Genomic DNA, 21,254 nt, shown 5'->3' with positions numbered 1-21,254 from the left:
ACTTGAGTACTGCTCTCGACGCAGCCATCCACAACAAGAAGCCTAAACATATGAAGACTAAGACTTTTGTCTTTCCATTTCACCCTTGCCTAACGAAATATTACAAATTTCAATACATCAATTTAATTGGCTCTTATAACACTATACAACAAATGCATACATAAGGATTAACAATATAGGTCAAAGTAAATATTCATTCAAAACAGTATGTTACTCCTATAGTATACATTTGAATAGTTAACACTATATTTAACTTAACTTTTATCAAGCCTTGTCCATCATTTGTACGGTAAGCATAGTATAGAAGACCAGTTTTACGAACACATCGCGCATTGCACTCTGATAAGCTCTTACTCTTGACCATTAAATCAAGCTTATGCATCAGGCGCCAAGGTTATATCTATTACCTTTTTAGACAAATCAGTCATAAATAATTTTACTGCTAATATCACCAAAATCAGGCTAACCAACAAAATGCCGTCAAACAACCCAGCAACACTGGACCACTGACTTTGCACGTAACCTGCAAATAAATTCCCCACAATTCCCCCTATACCAAAGGCAATCATCCCTGCACCGTTTACTTGCATAGTTGCTTTTGATGAATACGATCTATTGACCCAACCTGCCAATACCCCCCAAACAGGAAAATACATAAGGCCGTACATCACAGCCAAAACCAAAACACCATTCACAGGATCAAATGCAAACGCGGCATTACCAATAAAAAAGCACAAAAAAATCAATAACAAAGACAGGCTGGCACCTTTTTTATCTGATAGTTTTCCAACCCATAAACCTGATAACATGCCCGACACACCGACCAACAGCCATACCGCACCAGCAATACTTGTTGCTAATTCAAGCTCTGCAAGATACGTGTTAAGCCAAGTAGAAAAAGGCATGGTCGATAGCCCCACAAGAAACAAGATAAGACAGGACGTTCTAGCAACACGTTCGTTAACAATCGTTTTTATTAGCCCCCTGGTGTCTAACGCAGCCCCCCCCCCAATAAACGTATTATTTTCTGGAGCAACAAACTGAACTTTAGACTTTTTACTCAATGCAATGAGTGTTGTAACAATACATGTTAATGCAACACCTCCAGCAACAACCCATCCGCCTTGCCACCCCCATGCAGGCAACACCAACAACATAATCAGACCGTTTGCACCATATCCCCAAGCAGTTCCACTTGATGCGATTGACAAGTACATTGATTTGTTGGATGGCGATGAAGACCTAGAGATTAATTCAACAATTCCTCCCCAACATAATGCGGCACTGAGAGACATCAAACACAACCCAGCAATAACCATTTCAGGCATTTTTAAAAACAACATCCCAAAAAGAATAATAGCCGTCGTGAGCCCACTTCCAAACAAGAGCACTTCTGAACGTACCTTGTGGCCAAGGCTTCCAAGCAAGGCGGCTCCCATCAAATACGATGCCTGAGTTCCTGCACCAATGATCGCCAGATGCCATGCTTCAATTTCAATATCCGATTGCATTGACGGTAAAAGTGCTGCAAATAAAAACAAACCAAAGCCATGACTGACAACTTGATTAAACGCCATTACCAAAGCAATCCCCATATCCACCTCTCAACAATTAAGTTATGAAACAGATTTCTAATCTGTTGATCGATGGAATTTAGTAGAATACTCTTATTCGTAGAAGCGAAATAAAATGAACACCACGTTCAATATTTTTGAAAACTAAAACTGAGGCCACCAACACTAATGCGTGACTTACCAATCAACCTGCTACGAACATTTTTAATGGTCGCCTACACATTAAATTTAACCGAGGCATCAAAGCGTCTTCATAAAGCTCCCTCCACTATTAGCATGCAACTAAGTCGTTTAGAGGAGCTTGTATCTAACCCTCTAATGGAGCGCGGTCAACATGGCGTTAGACTGACACCTGCAGGAATTCAGCTAACAACTCATGCTCAGCAACTTCTTAATTTGCATGATCAAATCGTTGGCTCATTTCAAAATATGGGAATTAACGGTGCCGTTCGCCTAGGCAGTCATGACCAATACGCAAGTAGAACCTTATCTCCATTACTACAAGAGTTTGTTCTCAGTTACCCAGAGGTTGAACTAGAAGTATTTTGCGATCACAGTCCAGTGACTCTTCTAAAACGACTAGAAAAAGGCTTACTTGATATTGCTTTAGTTGAAATGATGGCGGATAGCGATGGTGGCATTCGATTAAGAAGGGACGCGTTAGTATGGATAGGATCAAGGGATCATAACCTCGTCGGTCAACGACCTCTTCCGCTTGCGGTTTTCGATGAAGGTTGTAATCACAGACATCATGCTATCCATTTACTGGACGAAGCAGATATTGCATACAGAGTGGCATTCACAAGCCAAAGTCGGGCTGGTGTGCTTGCAGCAGTCAGAGCAGGAATCGGCATAGGAATCATCCCACTACACACCCTAGAAGATGATTTAGTCATCTTACATAAAGGGCTCCCCCCCCTTCCAGAAACAGAAGTAGCACTTTTCACAGCCAAAAATATTAATGAAGCAACCAAACGACTGGAGGGTATTGTATTAGATAGCCCACTATTCAACCCTATAAAAGGTATTTAGCTGTAGTAAAAAATACTAAATAGCAGAAACAAAAAAGCCGAGCTAAACGCTCGGCTTTTTTGTAAATTCTGGTAGGTCTAAGCAGATTCGAACTGCTGACCTCTACCATGTCAAGGTAGCGCTCTAACCAACTGAGCTATAGACCTAGAAAGTGTTTGCTATTATACGCAGCACTTTTACCAGTTCAAGCACTTTAAATAAAAATTTAAGTATTTGTTTTTAAAAGACGAATAAAGTAAAACTAGCCCTCGCCCACCTCTTTTAACTTCTTCTGCAAGAGTCGAATTTGATCACGATACCCTGCGGCGAGCTCAAACTGTAGCTCTTCGGAAGCAAGTACCATGTCCTTCTGCAACTGAACTATCGCTTTACGAACCTCAGCCACATCATCCATGTTTTCGATTTGGTAATCTTTCACCTTCTCGGCCACTTTGCGGGTCTGCTTGCCTTTGTTACGACCGCCTGCACCCGGGTTGTAAGCACCCTCAAGTATATCTTCTACCGATTTGTTAATGCCTTTTGGCACAATGCCATGCTCTTCGTTGAAGGCCTCTTGTTTTGCTCGACGTCGAATGGTTTCATCCATCGCACGTTGCATCGAACCAGTAATACGATCGGCGTACAAAATTGCCTTACCGTTAACATTACGGGCCGCACGACCAATAGTCTGAATTAATGAGCGATCCGAGCGCAAGAACCCTTCTTTATCAGCATCCAAAATCGCCACCAAACTGACCTCAGGAATATCCAAACCTTCTCGTAGCAAGTTAATACCTACTAGTACATCGAACTCACCCAGTCGTAAATCTCGAATAATTTCGACTCGTTCAACGGTATCAATATCAGAATGCAGATACCGCACACGGATACCATGCTCATGAAGATAATCAGTTAGATCTTCCGCCATACGTTTGGTTAAAGTGGTGACCAAAACACGTTCACCTTTTGGTAGACGCAAGTTGATTTCAGAAAGCAAATCATCCACCTGAGTCGCAACAGGACGAACTTCTAACTCAGGATCTACCAAGCCCGTTGGGCGAACGATTTGCTCTACCACCCAGTCTTGATGCTGCTCTTCGTATTTACCTGGTGTCGCCGAAACAAAAATCGTCTGTGGCTTAATATGCTCCCATTCCTCAAACTTCATGGGACGATTATCTAACGCTGACGGCAAACGGAAGCCGTACTCTACAAGGTTTTCCTTACGCGAACGATCACCTTTATACATGGCACCAATTTGCGGCACGGTCACATGAGATTCATCTATCACTAGAAGCGCATTCGCAGGGAGGTAATCAAACAGTGTTGGTGGTGGTGCACCCTCAGGACGGCCCGATAAGTAACGAGAGTAGTTTTCCACCCCCGAACAGTAGCCAAGCTCTTGCATCATCTCTAGGTCATAGTTAGTGCGTTGCTCTAGACGCTGCATTTCCACCAATTTATTCAATGAATTCAATTGCTCGAGCCGAACATCTAACTCTTTTTTAATCTTTTCAATGGCTTCAAGAATGGTTTCGCGAGGCGTGACATAGTGCGTTTTCGGATAAATTGTAATTCGCGGCACTTTACGGATGGTTCGATTGGTCAACGGATCGAACACTGCCAAGTTATCTACTTCGTCATCGAACAGCTCAATACGCAGAGCTTCGTCCTCCGAATCAGCTGGAAAAACATCAATCACATCGCCACGCACCCTGAAGTTACCGCGCTCAAACACCATATCATTGCGTGTGTATTGCAACTCTGCCAAGCGACGTAAAATCGAACGCTGGTCAATACGATCACCTCGATCAAGATGTAGCATCATTTTTAAATAAGATTGCGGATCACCCAAACCATAAATGGCAGATACGGTCGCAACGATAATTACATCCTCACGCTCCAAAAGTGCCTTGGTTGCTGAAAGACGCATCTGCTCAATGTGCTCATTTACCGATGCGTCTTTTTCAATAAAGGTATCTGACGCTGCAACATAGGCTTCGGGCTGATAATAGTCGTAATAGGAAACAAAATACTCCACTGCATTGTTCGGAAAGAACTCCTTGAATTCCCCGTAAAGCTGGGCGGCCAAAGTTTTGTTATGTGCCATGATAATAGTCGGGCGTTTCACCTGAGCAATTACATTAGCAACTGTAAAAGTCTTACCTGAGCCAGTAACCCCTAGCAATGTCTGGTGCGCCAACCCTGCATCAACTCCCTGGACGAGCTTTTCAATAGCTTTTGGCTGATCTCCAGCTGGCTGATATTGCGAAACAACTTGAAATTCTTGCGACACTTTTACGCCCTATTCTTTTCATTCAGCGGTAGTTTAACAGAGTAACAAATTTCAACTTCTAGGTCTTACTACGACTATGACATTAGAAAGAAACAATATAAAAGCAAGCTTGAGTAGTCCAAATCGCTCTATCTCAGCAGTTGCTAATAAAGGAACCCTCATATACCATTAAGTAATAACCTTATAACCTAAAGAGGTATAAAAATGTCTTTCCAGCCTATTGTCAAAGCCTTCTTCGACGAAGCAACCTTTACTGTATCTTATGTAGTTATCGATGAAGCGAGTAAAAACTGCGTCATTATTGACTCAGTATTAGATTACGATCATGCCTCTGGCCATACTTCAACCACTTCAGCAGACGAAGTGATTCAATACGTTAAAGATGAATCATTATCTGTTAGCTGGATCTTAGAAACACATGTTCATGCAGACCATTTGTCTGCGGCTCCCTATTTAAAATCGAATCTAGGCGGCCAGATCGTAATTGGCGACAATATCACAACCGTTCAACAAACATTTGGCAAACTTCTAAACGCTGAACCGCAATTTGCGCGCGATGGATCTCAGTTTGATAAGCTGGTTCGGGAAGGGGATGAACTCACATTTGGCGAACTCTCAGTACAAGTCTTGCATACGCCTGGCCATACGCCAGCATGTGTCACCTATGTAATTGGTGATGCAGCTTTTGTTGGCGATACTTTATTCATGCCTGACTATGGTACCGCTCGCTGCGATTTTCCAGGTGGCGACGCATCTACTCTTTATCGTTCAATTCAGAAAATTTTTGCACTTCCTGACACAACTAGGCTCTTCATGTGTCATGATTACAAAGCCCCTGGGCGTAATGAATATGTGTGGGAAACAACCGTTGCTGAACAGAAGTCTTCGAATGTACACATTCATAAAGGCATCACTGAAGAAGCTTTTTGCGAAATGCGCACTAGCAAAGACGCGACTCTTTCAATGCCTCGTTTGATATGGCCTTCTGTACAAGTCAACATGCGTGCCGGAGATTTACCGCCAGCAGAAGAAAATGGTATGCGCTACCTTAAAACGCCGATCAACTTGGCCTAGGAGCCGTAATGAACCGTTTGAATCGCCTCATCCCTGCAAGTGTATGGCTTAAAGACTATACACGGGCTGACATGCAAACTGACATGATGGCCAGCATTATCGTGACCATTATGCTGATCCCGCAAAGCCTAGCTTACGCTATGCTAGCCGGATTGCCTCCAGCAGTTGGGCTGTACGCAAGTATATTACCTCTTATAGCTTACGCTCTTTTTGGGTCAAGCCGAACATTAGCGGTAGGTCCTGTTGCTGTAGTGTCTATGATGACCGGCACTGCTGCATTGCAATTTGCCACTCCCAATACTGGTGAATACTTAGCAGTTGTCATATTGCTTGCTGCAATTTCAGGGCTATTCCTTTTGCTCATGGGGCTTTTCAAACTTGGTTTTTTAGCAAATTTATTAAGCCATCCTGTGATTTCAGGCTTTATCAGCGCAAGCGCTATTTTAATTGCCCTAGGACAAATAAAACACATATTGGGTATACAAGCATCAGGTCATAATCTAATCGAGATGCTGGAAACCATGTGGCACAACTTAGGCACCACCAACATTACAACAGTGGGCATTGGTTTCGGTGCAATCATCGCCCTTCATTTATTACGCAAGCATTTGAAAAGCATTCTAATGGGGCTGGGCCTTTCTGACCACCAAGCACAGTTAGCGTCTAAAGCAGGCCCAGTATTAGTAGTTGTCATTGCTACATTAACTGTAGCAGCCCTTCAGCTAAATAATGTCGGCGTAAAAATTGTAGGCGATGTGCCAAGCGGCCTCCCCCCTCTTACCCTTCCAAGTTTGGATATTGACCTTGCATTGAATCTGCTACCCGCTGCAATACTAATCAGCATTGTAGGTTTTGTAGAATCCGTATCCGTTGCACAGTCCTTTGCAGCTAAGCGTCGTCAAAGCATTGACCCAAACCAAGAGCTTGTAGGTCTTGGTGCTGCAAATTTAAGCTCCGCGCTTAGCGGCGGTTTTCCTGTGACAGGAGGCTTTTCTCGCTCAGTAGTAAGCTTCGATGCAGGCGCTAAAACCCCAATGACTGGTGTTTTCACTGCGATATTGATCCTACTGACTTTAAGCTTTTTGACTGGCGCTTTTTACTATTTACCCAAAGCCGTTCTTGCTGCAACCATTATTGTTGCAGTTGTTCAACTAATTGACCTAAAAGGCTTCATTGAAGTTTGGCGGTATTCAAAACAAGATGCGTCTGCACTGATCGCTACATTTTTAGTCGTTTTACTAATTGGCGTCGAAGCAGGCATCATCACAGGGGTCAGCCTGTCACTCTTACTGTTTCTTTGGCACGCAAGCCACCCTCATATCGCGGTCGTTGGACGTGTTGCTGGTACTGAGCATTTTCGTAATGTTGAACGCTTTCAAGTAGAAACAATGAATGAATTACTCACGGTTCGCATTGATGAAAGCTTATTCTTTGCCAATGCACGCGTACTTGAAGACAATATCTCAACGTTAGTTTCGAAAAACAAAGAGGTAAAAGATGTTGTGCTAATGTGCACTGCAGTGAATATGATTGACGCAAGTGCATTAGAAAGCCTAGAGATGATTTGTTCTAGACTCAAATCCACTGGAATTAAAATGCATCTGTCTGAGGTAAAAGGCCCTGTCATGGACCGATTAAAAGGTTCCAATTTGATATCACATTTAAGTGGCAATATATACTTAACTCAAAACCAAGCGTTCGAAGACCTTTGTCAAAATAAAGGGTGATCAAAGATCACCCTTTATTTAAAGCCACTCTCGCTCATTTTTCAGGCTTTGCCTGAATGACTATTCTGTTTTTATCTAGTAATGCTGGCCCAATTCCTTTTACGTTTGTCAGATCATCAATAGATGCGAAAGGACCGTTTTGTTCGCGATATGCAATGATGGCTTCCGCTTTTGATTGGCCAACACCAGACAGTGCCAATGCCAGCTGATTCGCGGTTGCCGTATTAATATCAAGTGGTTCTGCTGCAAGCGCAAATAAAGGAACCACTAAAACAGTCCAAACAAATAATTTTTTTAAACAATGAAACATGAGCATTCTCCTTATGCTGAATGTTGGCTTAATGCCATAAAAAAGCCGATCACTTAGGATCGGCTTTTAAGGTATCACACTAATCAATTTGCTCAAGTATTATGCAGTAACACCTAACTCAATATTGACTTGAGTTAGTACCGCAATCGGATCTTCTGCTTTGGTAATCGGTCGCCCCATTACTAAGTAATGGCTACCTGCCTGCATTGCCTCCGCTGGCGTCATAATTCGTTTTTGGTCTCCTTGATCCGAACCTTTAGGACGAATGCCAGGCGTAACCAACACGAAATCTTTACCTAATGTTTCAGAAAGCATTGAAGACTCTTGCGCGGAACAAACCACACCATCCATGCCAGAAGACTGAGCTAGTGCAGCTAAACGCTTCACATGATCACGCGGGGACAGATCAATACCAATCTCTGATAAATCCGACTCATCCATGCTTGTTAACACGGTAACAGCAATTAACAATGTATTATGGCCGTGAATTTGAGACAGAGCATTAGCAGACGCCTCCATCATACGACGGCCGCCGCTGGCATGAACGTTTACCATCCATACGCCTTCTTTTGCTGCAACCGATACAGCATTCGCTACTGTGTTTGGAATGTCGTGAAATTTAAGATCTAAAAATACATCAAATCCAAGCTTATGAAGTTCGTCTAAAATCGCAGGCCCAGCTTTAGTAAACAACTCCTTACCCACTTTTACTCGACACAACTTTGGGTCCAAGCGTTTTGCCATCGCTGTAGCCAGTTCAATAGTTGGGTAGTCTAATGCTACAACGATAGGAGATTGGCAACTCATTGATTTTCCTTCTATATATTTAGTCATTCACCTTCTAAACCATGTATTGGTTTCACCGTCCCCCAACTCTTGCAACTCGGACATTGCCAGTGTAGTTGATGACCCGAAAAACCACATTGTCGACATCGATGTTTCGGTTTAGAAGATGTTAATTGTTCAATCAACTCAAACAACACACTCAGGTTTTCTTGATCATGGCCGCGAGAGTCAGAACGCTGCATATCAATTAATTCTTGAAAACCTTTGATTGTTGGATGGGCTCTTAGTTGAGTAATTATAAACTGTTCTGCAAACTCTTTGTCATCTATGGCGTAATGCTCTGTTAATGCACGAATCAAAGTAGCTGACGGATGCATTTTTAGCTGCTCTTGTAGGAATTTAATATAGCCGCCACCACTCCAAACCTTCTGATAACAATCACGCAATTTAGGTATAACAATCGGCAGAAATTCGTGATCTTGATCAGCGACAGATTTTAACTCTTTTATCGCATCACGAAAGCGTTTTTGGTGAATATATAAATCCGCTAAGCCGATACTGGCACGAACACAGTCAACATCCACATCTATCGCTGCCTTATACTTTTGAAAAGCCTGTGTCAGCTGATCCTTTTTAGCAGCCTCCTCAGCCAATTCACAATAGAAATGGGCTAGCCTTTGAGCATGCCGGCGATTCGGGAAATCTAGCTGCAATTGATGAGCAATACTAATAGCCTTATCCCAGCTCTGTTCGAATTCATACAAATCCACCAACAGAGTGAAAATTTCTTTTTGAAACTCAGTCTTTCTAGAAGCAATGTTAAGCAGAAGTCGCTCCGCCCGATCCAGCAACCCAGCCGACATAAAGTCGCTGGCTAACTCTAATTGAACTAAGCGAGTATCTCGAGGGGAAATATCTGGACGCGCCAATAAGCTTTGATGAATGTTTATTGCTTTTTGGATCTCCCCTTTTTTTCTAAAGAGGTTCCCTAAGGTTAAGTGTATATCGAACGTATCGGAATTGACCTCAAGAGAATCAACAAAAGCATCAATCGCTTCAGACTGCTGACCGTTCAAAAGGTGGTTTAAGCCTCGAAAGTAATCATTCGGGACTTTTTTCAGCTCTTCTATGTTATGCGGCTTCCTTCCTCGTTGACGCCCTAACAGCCAACCAACGAAAAGCGCTATAAACAGAACTGCAAACAGGCCCCACTCGGTCAAAGACTACTCCCGTTCAGCCAACTCGGAAGAAAGATTAACCTTACGCAAGTTATCCAATTCCGCTTGCTGTCTAACAAGGCGCTTACTCTGCTTTCGCAACCTGCTTTCTAAACGCAACAACAATGCTCCAGAAGATAATAATGCCAGCACAACACCTACGGCAAAAGCAATGATCATATACAAAGCAACACTGAGCTCAGGAGCTTGCCAAAGCACTAAATCTAACGTTATGACTTGACCGTTTCTAATGGCAAAGAAAAGACCAACAAACAAAAAGAAAGCTAATACAACAAGAAGTATAGCCCGCTTAAGCCACTTAAGCATAGAACACCTATATACTGCGTAATTAAGCTCATTATGCCGTTGAGCAAGAAAAATTTCGATACAAAATTAACTTAACTCTTCACTATCTACGACAGAATTGACTAATTCCCGCAATTCTTTACCAGGTTTAAAGTGCGGAACATATTTTGAGCCTAGCTCTACTGACTCACCAGTTTTGGGGTTACGACCCACGCGAGGCGCACGATAATGCAGAGAGAAACTACCAAAGCCACGAATTTCAATACGCTCACCATTCGCAAGTGCTTCAGACATATGCTCCAGCATTGCCTTAACCGCCAACTCAACATCTTTAACTGGTAGATGAGGCTGCTGGTCTATAAGCATTTCTATCAGTTCAGATTTAGTCATCAGTGCCCTCTCGACTATAATTTGATCACACCTTTAGACTAGCTAAATTTAGAAAGAAAGCAATAACTTATGAAAGAAATGCCTTATTTTTCATGGTTTTTTTGAGGCTATATATCGATTATTTCCAGTTAAACTTTGCTATGACTAGCATCCCAAAGTGCTAACTTCTATAATTGGCGCCATTCCTTAACATAATTGGAAATATAAAAATGAGTTTCAAAGACATCCCTGCTGGCCGCGATGTGCCAAACGATATCAACGTAATCATCGAAATCCCTGCTGAGGCAAACCCAGTTAAATATGAAGTAGACAAAGATATGGACGCGCTAGTAGTAGACCGTTTCATGACTGCGCCTATGTTCTACCCAGCAAACTACGGTTACGTAAATAACACTCTAGCTGACGACGGCGACCCAGTTGACGTTCTAGTGATCACTCCTTACCCAGTGGTTCCAGGTTCTGTCATTCGCTGCCGTCCAGTTGGCGTACTAAACATGTCTGACGAAGCAGGTATGGACGCTAAACTTGTAGCAGTACCACACGAGAAGCTAAGCAAAGAATACGGTCACATCCAAGACGTGAACGACATTCCACAACTTCTACGTGACCAAATCGAGCACTTCTTCGAAAACTACAAGAAGCTTGAAAAAGGTAAGTGGGTTAAAGTTGAAGGCTGGGCGAATGCTGAAGAAGCACGCAAAGCCTTAGTTGAAGGCGTAGAGGCTTACAACGCTCAGTAATCTTTCGATTACAACGAATATAAAAAAGCCGATCCAATTGATCGGCTTTTTCGTTTGTAACGCTTGGCTTAAATTAGCCTTCTAGACCATCCAAGAAACGTTCCGCATCTAGGGCTGCCATACACCCCGTGCCTGCAGACGTGATCGCTTGACGGTAAATATGATCGCTTACGTCGCCCGCAGCAAACACACCTTCAATGCTTGTTTGAGTCGCATTGCCTTGTGTACCAGACTGAACCGTTAGGTAGCCATCTTTCATATCTAGCTGACCAGCAAAGATATCAGTGTTTGGTTTGTGACCGATCGCTACGAACAGACCTGCCACAGCCAACTCTTTGGTTTCGCCCGTTTGGTTGTTCTTAATACGAACACCGGTTACCCCTGCGTCATCGCCCAGCACTTCATCTAGTTCGCTGTGCCATTCGATCTTAACATTCCCGTTTTCTGCTTTGTCGAGCAGTTTGTCCGCAAGGATTTTCTCAGAACGGAATTTGTCACGACGGTGAATAACGGTAACGGACTTAGCGATATTCGCTAGGTAAAGTGCTTCTTCCACGGCCGTGTTACCACCTCCGATAACCGCTACGTCTTGGTTACGGTAGAAGAAACCATCACAAGTCGCACAAGCGGATACCCCCTGCCCCATGAACTTCTGTTCACTTTCCATTCCAAGGTATTGAGCGCTAGCACCCGTTGCAATGATCAACGCATCACAAGTATAGACACCGCTATCGCCTTCAAGACGGAAGGGACGATTCTGAAGATCCACTTTGTTCACATGATCAAATACGATCTCTGTTTCAAAACGCTCAGCGTGCTGACGCATACGCTCCATCAATTCAGGACCTTGAACACCCTGAACATCACCCGGCCAGTTATCAACTTCTGTCGTTGTTGTCAGCTGACCACCCATTTGCATACCAGTAATCATTACCGGATTTAGGTTGGCACGTGCTGCGTATACCGCTGCAGTGTAGCCTGCAGGGCCTGAGCCCAAGATCATTAATTTAGCGTGCTTAACATCGCTCATTTGGAATGCTCCTTAGATTAGATATCCTAGCCGAGGTGTAACACGGCTTCGTTATGGGCATAGGATAAAGAAACCGCTAACAAATAGACACCGAAGAAAATTAATTAAGAAAATAGAGGTATTCTATGAATTTTGAGCGCCACAACAAGGGCACTCAGGGTCTTGTGATAAACGCATACTACGCCAATCACCACTCAAGCCATCAAATAGCTGCAGCGCACCATGCTTCACCGTGCCTTTACCACTGAGTAACTTAATCGCAGACAAGGCTTGCTGCACTCCAATTGCCCCCACCACAGGCCCAATAATGCCATTGGTATTGCAGCTCAACTGCTGATCAGAAAGATCTGGATATAAACATTCGTAGCAAGGCGTTGTCTGTTCATCATAACGAAACACCACCAACTGCCCTTCCCAGCGTATCGCGGCACCACTTACTAAAGGAACCTGATGTTGCTGCGCCCAACGATGCACCACTTGTCGAGTCGAAAAGTTATCGCAGCAATCCAAAATAACATCACAGTCCGCTAAGTACTGATCAATATTGTCTGTGGTTAACCTTAACTGATGCGCTTTAATCGTCACATCAGAGTTTCGAGCTTGCAACTGAGCCGCTGCGGCCTGTACTTTTGCTTTACCTATATCATGCTCAGTATAAAGCACTTGGCGTGGCAAATTGCTCAACTCAACCTCATCATCATCAATGATAGAAAGCACCCCAACACCCGCGCCAACAAGATAAGTCGCAGCAATGTTGCCAAGCCCACCCGCACCAATTACCACAGCATGCTTGCCAGATAGATTCATCTGACCTTCAATATCAAAGTTGGTAAGAAGTATTTGTCGGCTATAACGCATCAATGACTGTTCGTTCATACCGTTTATTTCCTGCCCGTTTGGTCAATATTTTTGCTAAAATGCGCACACTTAAACATTGGATAACAACGATGAAATTTCCCGGTCGCCGTAAGATCAAACACTACTTTCCTGTTGCACAGGCAAACAATGGCTTACCAAAGTCAGAAGTCCAACCCACTAAAGACACTTATATCGTGGGCCTAGATGAAACCATTGTCGATGTTATCGCTAAGGTGGATGACGCTTTTCTGGCGCGACATAGTATCCGAAAAGGACTATCAAACCTAGTCGATCCCCAGACCGCAAGTGCGATCTACCAAGAGTTGGTCACAGAAGAGCGTATTTCAGACCATTTCGCAGGCGGCACCATCGGCAACACTTTGCACAACTACTCAGTATTAGCGGATGATAAATCTGTTCTATTGGGTGTCATGTCAAATCAGATCAGCCTCAAATCACCAGAGTATCACTACATTTGTGACACCAGCAGCAAAGTCGACATGAATCACTTGCAAGGCGTTGCGGGTGATATTGGACGCGGTATTACTCTCATCACTGAAGACGGTGAACGCACTTTCGCTATCGCACCGAATGCTATGGACGATGTAGAGCCTGAAAGCGTCAATGAAGACGTTATCGCCAATGCTGCGGCTTTTGTGACTTGCGCATACCCTTTGCGCCATGCAGGCAAGCCAATTAAAGCCACCTTGATGAAATGTTTACAACTTGCGAAGAAACATCACGTCCCCGTCATTATTACATTAGGCACACAACACCTCGTAGAAGAGTACCGCGATGAGATCCAGCAAATTATTGAAGAATACGCGTCGGTCGTCGCCATGAATGAACAAGAAGCTGAAGCTCTTACAGGTGAAGCTAAAGTACTTAAAGCGGCCGAGAAAACACTAGAATGGTGTGACATGGTGTTACTCACAGCAGGCCCAATCGGGTTGTATCTGTGTGGATACACAGATGATCAGTTCAAACGCGGCACGACACACCCCATAAAATCTCAAGACATCGCTGACTTTAACCAGTGGGAGTTTTCACGACCACAACGTAAACACGACTGTGAAAACCCTATAAAAGTTTACTCTCACATTGACCCTTACATGGGTGGCCCAGAGCGCATTCGCAATACAAATGGTGCAGGCGATGGCGCCCTATCCGCGCTGTTACACGACATTGCCGCGAACAGCTTCCACCAGCAGCAGGTACCTCACAGCAGTAAACACAGCGAGAACCATCTCGCTTATTCTTCCTTTGCGCAGATCTGTAAATACGCAAATCGCGTGAGTTACGAAATTCTTAGTCAACATTCACCAAGGCTATCAAAAGGATTACCTGAAAAAGAAGACAGCTTAGAACAAGCTTATTGGGCAAGATAGAAATAAAAAAGCCGACTTGAGGAAGTCGGCTTTTTTAATATGGTACCAGTGGCCGGACTCGAACCGGCACGCTTTATAGGCAATGGATTTTGAATCCATCGTGTCTACCAATTCCACCACACTGGCTTTGAAATTGTGGAGCACATTTTAGTGATTTTAACTTTAGTGTCAACGGTTTAGTTGTATTTATTTTATGGCGCCTGTTATTTGATTGACCCATTTTAGTGATTCAAAAAACGCTTCATTGACAGACGCTCTTACTTTGACTGGCAACTTAGAAATACTATCCCAATTCTCATCTTCAATAGAGGTTACACTAAACAGAATTCTTCCCAACGGACCACCAAATTCTAAAATCGCTTTCTGAATATCATCACTTAGAGTAATTTGAGAAAGTAACTCTTTACGTGAAATCTGTAATAGCTGATCCAGCCCAGATACTAGTCCAACAGTAAAAGCCTGCTCTAAACAAATCATATTGGCTTTCGACGCTAGGTGTTCGCAACACTTCGCTCGAATCAATAAAACCCTTAACATTTCTGGGTTACTTGAGCGTTGAGAACTCAATGTTATTAACATCGCCCAACGCTTGATTTGTGCTAGACCAAGATAAACAACCGCCTCCTTTATAGACTCAACTTTACGATTAAGTCCTACAACAGGGCTATTCAATAAACGTAGCATCTGGTAAGAAATAGTTGGGTTTTGCCCTACCAGATCAGCCACTTGATCAATGGTAATCGAGGTGGACTGAAGAGCATTGACGATCTTTAGTGCCCCCTGAACATCGGAGTCAATTTTCTTACCCTTTATTATTTCGGGTCGCTTTAGATAGTAGCCTTGAAAGTAATGGAATCCGAGCTCCACACAATGCTCGAACATAACTTCTGTCTCTATTTTCTCAGCAACCAGCTCAATACCGCTTCTCTTTAAAGACTCAATCTCATCAATGACTGTATATGGAGGAGTGTTTAAAACATCAACTTTCACCATAGACATGAAGGGTAAAAGAGGATCATAGGAGGGAGTAAAGTGGTAATCATCCAGGACAAAACGAAAACCTTTTTCGTGCCATCGTTTTACGGCTGCTACAAAGTCAGGGGTGATTTTCTGGTCTTCTAGTATTTCTATGTAGACTGTATCTGGAGAAATTGGAAAAAAAGCATCAGATAAGACAAGCTCTGTCGTCATGTTAATAAAAAAAGGTTGTCGTGTTTGTGCCTCAAGTTTGCTGATTCCAATACAAAGATTAACAATAACTTGACTAGTGGCCACCTCATGGTTGTCAAATATTGCAACACTTTCTTGATCACCGCGAAACAGAAGTTCATAACCAAAAAGCTTTTTTTGACGATCAAAAATAGGCTGCTGCGCCATCATTAATTCATCGTATCCCTTTACATCTAACTCCATAAACACTTCCTAGAGCTCATCTGAAACCAGCCTTGGGCGATTATTACCCGCCTACTCTTTTCCCCAAAACTAACGCACATATTGCATAAATATCAATATTTTAATGCTTTATAAGGCTATATTATGCAAAAACGCCAAAAGACTATACTTTATTGTTGACATACCTATAGGAAATATTAAAAATACGCCCACTTGGGGCTATAGCTCAGCTGGGAGAGCGCTTGCATGGCATGCAAGAGGTCAGCGGTTCGATCCCGCTTAGCTCCACCAAATTCATCTCACCACTTATGCGTTACACCCTCCTGTAAAGTTTTAACTTCACAATTTTCGGGTCGATCTTTCAATAGAATTCGCTACCATGAACATATGTTTTCATTGGTATACAATAATCTTTATGACTGACTCTCGTGATTACCTTCGTATTCAGAAAGCAATTGAATTCATTATTTTGGCAAGGCCGAACCAACCTTCGCTTAATGAAATAGCCCAAGCAATTCATCTTAGCCCACATCATTTTCAACGCCTATTTCAAAAGTGGGCAGGCGTCTCTCCCAAAAAATTCATACAATTTATCAGCGTAGAGCATGCAAAGTCGTTATTGGAAAACCATAAAAGCTTACAAGAGACCTCTCTTGAAGTGGGACTATCCGGAACTGGGCGACTACATGATCTCTTTGTTTCTATCGAGGGCATGACTCCGGGGCAGTACAAAACTTCTGGCTCTGGACTAAAAATCTATTACGACTTTTATGAAACCTTATTTGGCCCCCTTATCATTGCTACAACTGATATTGGTATTTGCCATATGGCCTTTTATGATGACCGTGACAAAGCAGAGCAAGAACTGACAACATTTTTTACGAACGCCGAGTGTTTCAAACAGCCTCATCCGATACATCAGCAAGGGCTCGGTTTTTTTCAGTCGCTAGATCAATCACCTTCGATGATTAAACTTCATGTCGCAGCAAGCCCATTCCAATTGAAAGTATGGCAATGCCTATTAAGCATCGAGGCAGGACAGCTTTTAAATTATGCACAGATTGCTGAACGTATTGGCCAGCCAAAAGCGGCGCGGGCGGTGGGTACAGCCATAGCCAACAACCCTATCGCTTACATCATTCCCTGCCATCGAGTGATCCGAAACACTGGCGAATTAGGTAACTACCGCTGGGGCAGTTTAAGAAAAACCGCTATGGTGGGTTGGGAATCATCTCAGGTACAAAGCAATGATTGACGATTTGTTTGCAGGGCAGCCAGCACCAGTATTGGAACTATTACCTTTTGATGGTTCGGTGCTCTATCATGGCCCAGTCATTCCAACAGCACAAGCTGATCGCTACTACCGTGATCTTCTAAGTGATATAGAATGGCAACATGATGAAGCGGTTATCTATGGCAAACACATTATCACAAAGCGCAAAGTAGCATGGTATGCCGACCAAGCCTTTCGCTATACCTATTCCAAAACCACCAAGGTAGCGAAACCTTGGACACTTTTACTACTAGAGTTAAAAGCTCTGGCCGAGCAGCATTGCAAGACATCATTCAACTCGTGCTTGCTGAATTTATACCATGATGGAGCAGAAGGCATGTCGTGGCACAGTGACGCAGAAAAAGAGCTGGAGGTAAACGGTACCATAGCGTCACTCAGCTTAGGAGCTGAACGAAAATTTGCCTTCAAACATAAGTCCAGTAAAGAAACCCATTCCGTTCAGCTTGAACACGGCAGCTTACTTGTTATGCAAGGTGAAACTCAGAGTCACTGGCTACATTCTTTACCCACAACAAAAAAGGTTAACTCGCTCAGGATTAACCTGACTTTTCGGCAAATTCAAACCGTATCACCTTAGTAGTACATTAGGCTTTTTTTAAGCTACGTATACCCTACTTTTTATGGTAGGGTACACACACCTTTTTATATGATTGAGTAAGGGAAAATGGGTAAAGAAATTGTTTTAACCGGTATTACAACATCAGGCACACCTCACCTTGGTAACTATGTAGGCGCTATCCGCCCCGCTATCGAAGCAAGCCGTCGTGAAGACACCGAGTCTTTCTTCTTTTTGGCTGACTACCACGCATTAATCAAATGCCAAGATCCAGAGCGTGTTAAACAGTCTCGTCTAGAGATTGCCGCAACCTGGCTAGCGTGCGGCCTTGATACCGACAAAGCAACTTTCTACCGTCAATCTGATATTCCTGAGATTTCAGAGCTTAATTGGCTGCTGACCTGCGTCACAGGTAAAGGGTTAATGAACCGCGCCCACGCCTACAAAGCCAGCGTTGATGAAAACGTCAACAACGGCCAAGACCCTGATTACGGTGTCACAATGGGATTATTCTGCTACCCAGTACTTATGGCTGCGGATATTCTTGCGTTCAATGCCAACAAAGTACCTGTTGGTCGTGACCAAATTCAGCACATTGAAATGGCACGAGATATCGCTGCGCGTTTCAACCATTTGTTTGGCCAACACTTTGTACTGCCTGAAGCCGTCGTGGCAGAAGATGACAGCGCAATTCTTAAGGGCCTAGACGGCCGTAAGATGAGTAAGAGTTACAACAACACCATTCCTCTTTTCGATACCGAGAAAAAGCTGAAAAAAGGCATTAACAAGATCGTTACTAACCTTCTTGAGCCTGGAGAGCCAAAAGATCCAAATGGCTCTACGGTTTTTGACATCTATAAAGCCTTTGCAACAGCCGAGCAAACCGCAGAAATGCGTCAAAAATTTGCTGATGGTATCGCTTGGGGTGAAGCAAAGAAGGAACTTTTTGAACTGATCAATGGTCAACTAGCTGAGCCAAGAGAAAAATATCTTGAGCTTATGGCGAACCCTGCCGAAATCGAAGCAGTTTTACAGGCCGGTGCTGAAAAAGCCCGTGCCCGAGCACGAGCTCTGATCTCTGACCTTCGTAATGCAGTAGGTTTGGTAAACTTCGTCTAACTTTTGGAGAAACGACGTGAAATCAGCAGTTTATGCCTTTTTAATGGCATTTGTTTTAGTAATTGGAGCTGGAGGCTTTGCAGCCGATGCTCACGCTAAAAAATTGGGCGGCGGTGGCAGCTTTGGTAAAAGCTACTCTGTAAGCAAAAGTCCAACTAGTTCTAGTGCAACCAGCACAACATCAAAAACAAACACTGCAGCGGCTGCTGGCACTAACAAAAAGTCAGGGCTTTTTGGTGGTCTAGCAGGCGGGCTTCTTGGTGGTTTGTTAGCTGGTGGTCTGTTCGCTGCGCTTATGGGTAGTGGCGCCTTTGACGGCATCTCTTTTGGTGACATCCTACTTTTCGCTCTTATTGGCTTCTTGGTTTATAAATTTTTCTTCGCCAAGAAACGTCAAGCAGCGCAAGCTGCGGGGGCGCAAGGCATGTACCGTGAAATGCCAAATTCAACTCGCGATAATGTACAACCGTCGCCAATGGCTGGTATGTCAGGTTTTGGTGCTCAACCAGAGATTCAATTACCACCTGGCTTCAACGAGCAAGCATTTATTGCAGAAGCAAAGAATCACTACGTGACCTTGCAAAAAGCTTGGGATGACAACAACTTCGATGAGATCGATGACTACTTTAGTCAAGATCTTTGTGATATGTTGCGTCAAGAACGAGCGAAATACGGTTCAGATAAACCACGTACTGAAGTTGTCTCCTTGATGGTAGACTTAGTGCGAGGTGAGTTTATCGGCTCTACCGCTTCTATCTCTCTACGTTTCACGGGTTGGATCAAAGAAGGTGATCAAACCAATGAAACTAACGAGATCTGGCACCTAGAGAAAAACCTTGAGGACGCTCGTGGCAATTGGACAATTGTTGGCATACAACAAGACAACTAATTGTTACTTAATTTATCAAGCCATCGCGCTGTAATTCGTCTATTCTACTAGATAAACGAGCAGCGCGTATGCGCATATCACCGGATTGATAATAGGTGTAGAGCCATGTCTGAATTAGCGACAATCAAAGAAGCAGGAAATTTACCAACCGAAAGTAAAAAAGGTGAACTTTTACAGTACCTTACTTTTAAGCTTTTGGATGAAACCTACGGAATTAACGTAATGCAGATTAAAGAAGTACTGCGTTACAATGAGATTGCTCCCGTACCAGGTGCACAATCGTATGTTTTAGGTATCGTGAACCTTCGTGGTAATGTTGTTACAGTGATTGATACTCGCGTACGCTTTAGTCTACCTGAATGCACTATTTCAGATGACACTCGTATCATCATTATCGAGCACGATGGTGAGCAAATTGGTATGCTGGTAGATGCTGTAAAAGAAGTATTCTACCTTTATCAAGGTGAGATAGAGCAAAGTCCAAGTGTCGGTAATGACGAAGCGCTAATGTTCATCCAAGGTGTATACCAAAAAGATGAAGAGTTGGTTATCTTGCTAGATCTAAATAAAATGATTGACGCAGACAATGAGCAACTTGCGATTGGCATGATGTAATATGCCCTCGTAATTAATTACGAAAAAGCAGCCAACTGGCTGCTTTTTTTATGCTCATTAATCTAATTTACTAATAAAGCTCATTCATAGCTTCATGCACATAATCGGGTAAATCCTCTTCTGCCGGAATAGGCATAGATTTACCGTTTTCATCAATGGCAACAAATTTAAAGATACCTTCCGTCACTTTCTCACGCTTGCCAATGCGACCACGGCGAACCCATGCTTCAACGTGGATATTCATGGAAGTGCGTCCAACAGATTCGACGTAGGTATATACACCTAATATATCCCCTACTTTCACGGGACGAATAAAACTCATACTATCCAGCGCAACCGTCACAACTCTGGATTGTGCACGCTGACCAGCGCAAATTCCTGCTGCGATATCCATTTGAGACACCACCCAACCACCAAAAATATCCCCTGCAGGGTTGGTGTCACCAGGCATGGCGACAGTACGCGTTGTTAAACGACCTTTGGTTTGCATTTTTTCGTCGGACATCCATACACCTCTTGGTTCCAGTTATCTGTTTGTTATAGCAGAGCTAAACGCCAGATTCAGCAAAAGAATGATCTAACCTTCGATTTTAAAAACCTGTTTGACGGACGCATATTGGATCTTTATCTCGTGTTGCCACTGCATTAGGATTGAACTCTTGATTTTAATACGCAGTAGATA

General features: G+C 43.3%; 21 protein-coding genes and 3 tRNA genes. 11 read left to right on the top strand and 13 right to left on the bottom strand.

Translation table 11 applies throughout. The annotated features are described in order from the left end of the window. Nucleotides 1-374: 374 nt before the first annotated feature. The gene (locus JHD44_RS04875; protein WP_199461625.1) at nucleotides 375-1,595 is read right to left on the bottom strand and encodes an MFS transporter; all 1,221 of its coding nucleotides are present in this window, start codon (nucleotides 1,593-1,595) and stop codon (nucleotides 375-377) included. Between the two features lie 147 nt (nucleotides 1,596-1,742). Between JHD44_RS04875 and JHD44_RS04870 the strand changes: the two genes are divergently transcribed. Continuing rightward, entirely contained in the window at nucleotides 1,743-2,606 is an 864-nt protein-coding gene (locus JHD44_RS04870) for a LysR substrate-binding domain-containing protein (RefSeq protein ID WP_199461623.1), read from the top strand. 69 nt (nucleotides 2,607-2,675) lie between these two features. Here the strand turns inward: JHD44_RS04870 and JHD44_RS04865 are convergent. Next, nucleotides 2,676-2,752 (bottom strand) — tRNA-Val (locus JHD44_RS04865). A 95-nt stretch (nucleotides 2,753-2,847) separates the two neighbouring features. Beyond that, nucleotides 2,848-4,881, bottom strand: coding sequence for an excinuclease ABC subunit UvrB (uvrB, locus tag JHD44_RS04860; protein ID WP_199461621.1), 2,034 nt, complete (start codon nucleotides 4,879-4,881; stop codon nucleotides 2,848-2,850). A gap of 204 nt (nucleotides 4,882-5,085) precedes the next feature. On the opposite strand from uvrB, the gene JHD44_RS04855 reads away from it, so the two are divergent. Together JHD44_RS04855 and JHD44_RS04850 are read left to right on the top strand one after the other, a co-directional pair. Continuing rightward, the gene (locus tag JHD44_RS04855; protein ID WP_199461619.1) at nucleotides 5,086-5,955 is read left to right on the top strand and encodes an MBL fold metallo-hydrolase; all 870 of its coding nucleotides are present in this window, start codon (nucleotides 5,086-5,088) and stop codon (nucleotides 5,953-5,955) included. 8 nt (nucleotides 5,956-5,963) lie between these two features. Continuing rightward, nucleotides 5,964-7,682, top strand: coding sequence for a SulP family inorganic anion transporter (locus JHD44_RS04850; RefSeq protein WP_199461617.1), 1,719 nt, complete (start codon nucleotides 5,964-5,966; stop codon nucleotides 7,680-7,682). A 34-nt stretch (nucleotides 7,683-7,716) separates the two neighbouring features. On the opposite strand, the gene JHD44_RS04845 is transcribed toward JHD44_RS04850, so the two are convergent. The 5 genes from JHD44_RS04845 to ihfB form a co-directional block, all read right to left on the bottom strand. Further along, nucleotides 7,717-7,992, bottom strand: a complete 276-nt coding sequence (locus tag JHD44_RS04845) for a ComEA family DNA-binding protein (protein WP_267905809.1) — start codon at nucleotides 7,990-7,992, stop codon at nucleotides 7,717-7,719. Between the two features lie 99 nt (nucleotides 7,993-8,091). After that, the gene (gene pyrF, locus JHD44_RS04840; RefSeq protein ID WP_199461613.1) at nucleotides 8,092-8,799 is read right to left on the bottom strand and encodes an orotidine-5'-phosphate decarboxylase; all 708 of its coding nucleotides are present in this window, start codon (nucleotides 8,797-8,799) and stop codon (nucleotides 8,092-8,094) included. Nucleotides 8,800-8,822: 23 nt separating this feature from the next. Then, nucleotides 8,823-9,998 carry a lipopolysaccharide assembly protein LapB gene (lapB, locus tag JHD44_RS04835; RefSeq protein ID WP_199461611.1) on the bottom strand — a complete coding sequence of 392 codons (1,176 nt, stop codon included), beginning with the start codon at nucleotides 9,996-9,998 and terminating at the stop codon, nucleotides 8,823-8,825. Nucleotides 9,999-10,001: 3 nt separating this feature from the next. Then, nucleotides 10,002-10,322 carry a lipopolysaccharide assembly protein LapA domain-containing protein gene (locus JHD44_RS04830; RefSeq protein ID WP_199461609.1) on the bottom strand — a complete coding sequence of 107 codons (321 nt, stop codon included), beginning with the start codon at nucleotides 10,320-10,322 and terminating at the stop codon, nucleotides 10,002-10,004. A 66-nt stretch (nucleotides 10,323-10,388) separates the two neighbouring features. Next, nucleotides 10,389-10,691: an integration host factor subunit beta gene (ihfB, locus tag JHD44_RS04825; RefSeq protein ID WP_199461608.1), complete on the bottom strand. Its 303-nt coding sequence runs from the start codon at nucleotides 10,689-10,691 to the stop codon at nucleotides 10,389-10,391. Nucleotides 10,692-10,900: 209 nt separating this feature from the next. Between ihfB and ppa the strand changes: the two genes are divergently transcribed. Next, complete coding sequence (gene ppa, locus JHD44_RS04820) at nucleotides 10,901-11,431, top strand: inorganic diphosphatase (RefSeq protein WP_055463314.1); 531 nt, start codon at nucleotides 10,901-10,903, stop codon at nucleotides 11,429-11,431. Nucleotides 11,432-11,504: 73 nt separating this feature from the next. Here the strand turns inward: ppa and trxB are convergent, their stop codons facing one another. Further along, entirely contained in the window at nucleotides 11,505-12,461 is a 957-nt protein-coding gene (trxB, locus tag JHD44_RS04815; protein WP_199461606.1) for a thioredoxin-disulfide reductase, read from the bottom strand. A gap of 123 nt (nucleotides 12,462-12,584) precedes the next feature. Continuing rightward, nucleotides 12,585-13,337 carry a HesA/MoeB/ThiF family protein gene (locus JHD44_RS04810; protein WP_199461605.1) on the bottom strand — a complete coding sequence of 251 codons (753 nt, stop codon included), beginning with the start codon at nucleotides 13,335-13,337 and terminating at the stop codon, nucleotides 12,585-12,587. A gap of 71 nt (nucleotides 13,338-13,408) precedes the next feature. Here JHD44_RS04810 and JHD44_RS04805 point away from each other — a divergent pair, with 71 nt between their 5' ends. After that, complete coding sequence (locus JHD44_RS04805; RefSeq protein ID WP_199461603.1) at nucleotides 13,409-14,707, top strand: inosine/guanosine kinase; 1,299 nt, start codon at nucleotides 13,409-13,411, stop codon at nucleotides 14,705-14,707. Nucleotides 14,708-14,747: 40 nt separating this feature from the next. On the opposite strand, the gene JHD44_RS04800 is transcribed toward JHD44_RS04805, so the two are convergent. Further along, nucleotides 14,748-14,833: transfer RNA gene (locus JHD44_RS04800), tRNA-Leu, on the bottom strand. A gap of 60 nt (nucleotides 14,834-14,893) precedes the next feature. Beyond that, nucleotides 14,894-16,120, bottom strand: a complete 1,227-nt coding sequence (locus tag JHD44_RS04795) for an EAL and HDOD domain-containing protein (protein WP_199461601.1) — start codon at nucleotides 16,118-16,120, stop codon at nucleotides 14,894-14,896. 194 nt (nucleotides 16,121-16,314) lie between these two features. On the opposite strand from JHD44_RS04795, the gene JHD44_RS04790 reads away from it, so the two are divergent. From JHD44_RS04790 to JHD44_RS04765, 6 genes are all read left to right on the top strand, one after another. Then, nucleotides 16,315-16,390, top strand: a tRNA-Ala gene (locus JHD44_RS04790). Nucleotides 16,391-16,514: 124 nt separating this feature from the next. Continuing rightward, nucleotides 16,515-17,354, top strand: coding sequence for a methylated-DNA--[protein]-cysteine S-methyltransferase (locus tag JHD44_RS04785; protein WP_199461599.1), 840 nt, complete (start codon nucleotides 16,515-16,517; stop codon nucleotides 17,352-17,354). Further along, nucleotides 17,347-17,970 (top strand): alpha-ketoglutarate-dependent dioxygenase AlkB family protein, encoded by a 624-nt coding sequence (locus JHD44_RS04780; RefSeq protein ID WP_199461597.1) that lies wholly within the window; start codon nucleotides 17,347-17,349, stop codon nucleotides 17,968-17,970. The genes JHD44_RS04785 and JHD44_RS04780 overlap by 8 nt, the downstream gene beginning before the upstream one ends. Before the next feature lie 87 nt (nucleotides 17,971-18,057). After that, the gene (locus tag JHD44_RS04775; RefSeq protein WP_199461596.1) at nucleotides 18,058-19,068 is read left to right on the top strand and encodes a tryptophan--tRNA ligase; all 1,011 of its coding nucleotides are present in this window, start codon (nucleotides 18,058-18,060) and stop codon (nucleotides 19,066-19,068) included. A gap of 16 nt (nucleotides 19,069-19,084) precedes the next feature. Then, complete coding sequence (locus JHD44_RS04770) at nucleotides 19,085-19,957, top strand: Tim44 domain-containing protein (RefSeq protein ID WP_199461594.1); 873 nt, start codon at nucleotides 19,085-19,087, stop codon at nucleotides 19,955-19,957. 105 nt (nucleotides 19,958-20,062) lie between these two features. Then, nucleotides 20,063-20,572: a chemotaxis protein CheW gene (locus JHD44_RS04765; RefSeq protein ID WP_228191194.1), complete on the top strand. Its 510-nt coding sequence runs from the start codon at nucleotides 20,063-20,065 to the stop codon at nucleotides 20,570-20,572. A 70-nt stretch (nucleotides 20,573-20,642) separates the two neighbouring features. On the opposite strand, the gene JHD44_RS04760 is transcribed toward JHD44_RS04765, so the two are convergent. Further along, nucleotides 20,643-21,077: an acyl-CoA thioesterase gene (locus JHD44_RS04760; protein WP_199461592.1), complete on the bottom strand. Its 435-nt coding sequence runs from the start codon at nucleotides 21,075-21,077 to the stop codon at nucleotides 20,643-20,645. Nucleotides 21,078-21,254 lie beyond the last annotated feature (177 nt).

Source organism: Marinomonas ostreistagni, assembly GCF_016461785.1.
GTDB classification, from domain to species: Bacteria; Pseudomonadota; Gammaproteobacteria; order Pseudomonadales; family Marinomonadaceae; genus Marinomonas; species Marinomonas ostreistagni_A.
Note: the sequence above shows the minus strand (reverse complement) of the source record. Positions and strands in the feature narration are given on the sequence as shown.

Coding starts and splice junctions, on each gene's coding strand:
- JHD44_RS04850 (WP_199461617.1), top strand. CDS start 5,964: ATGAACCGTTTGAATCGCCTCATCCCTGCAAGTGTATGGCTTAAAGAC.
- JHD44_RS04795 (WP_199461601.1), bottom strand. CDS start 16,120: ATGGAGTTAGATGTAAAGGGATACGATGAATTAATGATGGCGCAGCAG.
- JHD44_RS04780 (WP_199461597.1), top strand. CDS start 17,347: ATGATTGACGATTTGTTTGCAGGGCAGCCAGCACCAGTATTGGAACTA.
- ppa (WP_055463314.1), top strand. CDS start 10,901: ATGAGTTTCAAAGACATCCCTGCTGGCCGCGATGTGCCAAACGATATC.
- JHD44_RS04760 (WP_199461592.1), bottom strand. CDS start 21,077: ATGTCCGACGAAAAAATGCAAACCAAAGGTCGTTTAACAACGCGTACT.
- JHD44_RS04870 (WP_199461623.1), top strand. CDS start 1,743: ATGCGTGACTTACCAATCAACCTGCTACGAACATTTTTAATGGTCGCC.
- JHD44_RS04805 (WP_199461603.1), top strand. CDS start 13,409: ATGAAATTTCCCGGTCGCCGTAAGATCAAACACTACTTTCCTGTTGCA.
- pyrF (WP_199461613.1), bottom strand. CDS start 8,799: ATGAGTTGCCAATCTCCTATCGTTGTAGCATTAGACTACCCAACTATT.
- JHD44_RS04875 (WP_199461625.1), bottom strand. CDS start 1,595: ATGGGGATTGCTTTGGTAATGGCGTTTAATCAAGTTGTCAGTCATGGC.
- ihfB (WP_199461608.1), bottom strand. CDS start 10,691: ATGACTAAATCTGAACTGATAGAAATGCTTATAGACCAGCAGCCTCAT.
- JHD44_RS04775 (WP_199461596.1), top strand. CDS start 18,058: ATGGGTAAAGAAATTGTTTTAACCGGTATTACAACATCAGGCACACCT.
- JHD44_RS04845 (WP_267905809.1), bottom strand. CDS start 7,992: ATGTTTCATTGTTTAAAAAAATTATTTGTTTGGACTGTTTTAGTGGTT.
- JHD44_RS04810 (WP_199461605.1), bottom strand. CDS start 13,337: ATGAACGAACAGTCATTGATGCGTTATAGCCGACAAATACTTCTTACC.
- JHD44_RS04785 (WP_199461599.1), top strand. CDS start 16,515: ATGACTGACTCTCGTGATTACCTTCGTATTCAGAAAGCAATTGAATTC.
- JHD44_RS04830 (WP_199461609.1), bottom strand. CDS start 10,322: ATGCTTAAGTGGCTTAAGCGGGCTATACTTCTTGTTGTATTAGCTTTC.
- JHD44_RS04765 (WP_228191194.1), top strand. CDS start 20,063: ATGTCTGAATTAGCGACAATCAAAGAAGCAGGAAATTTACCAACCGAA.
- trxB (WP_199461606.1), bottom strand. CDS start 12,461: ATGAGCGATGTTAAGCACGCTAAATTAATGATCTTGGGCTCAGGCCCT.
- JHD44_RS04855 (WP_199461619.1), top strand. CDS start 5,086: ATGTCTTTCCAGCCTATTGTCAAAGCCTTCTTCGACGAAGCAACCTTT.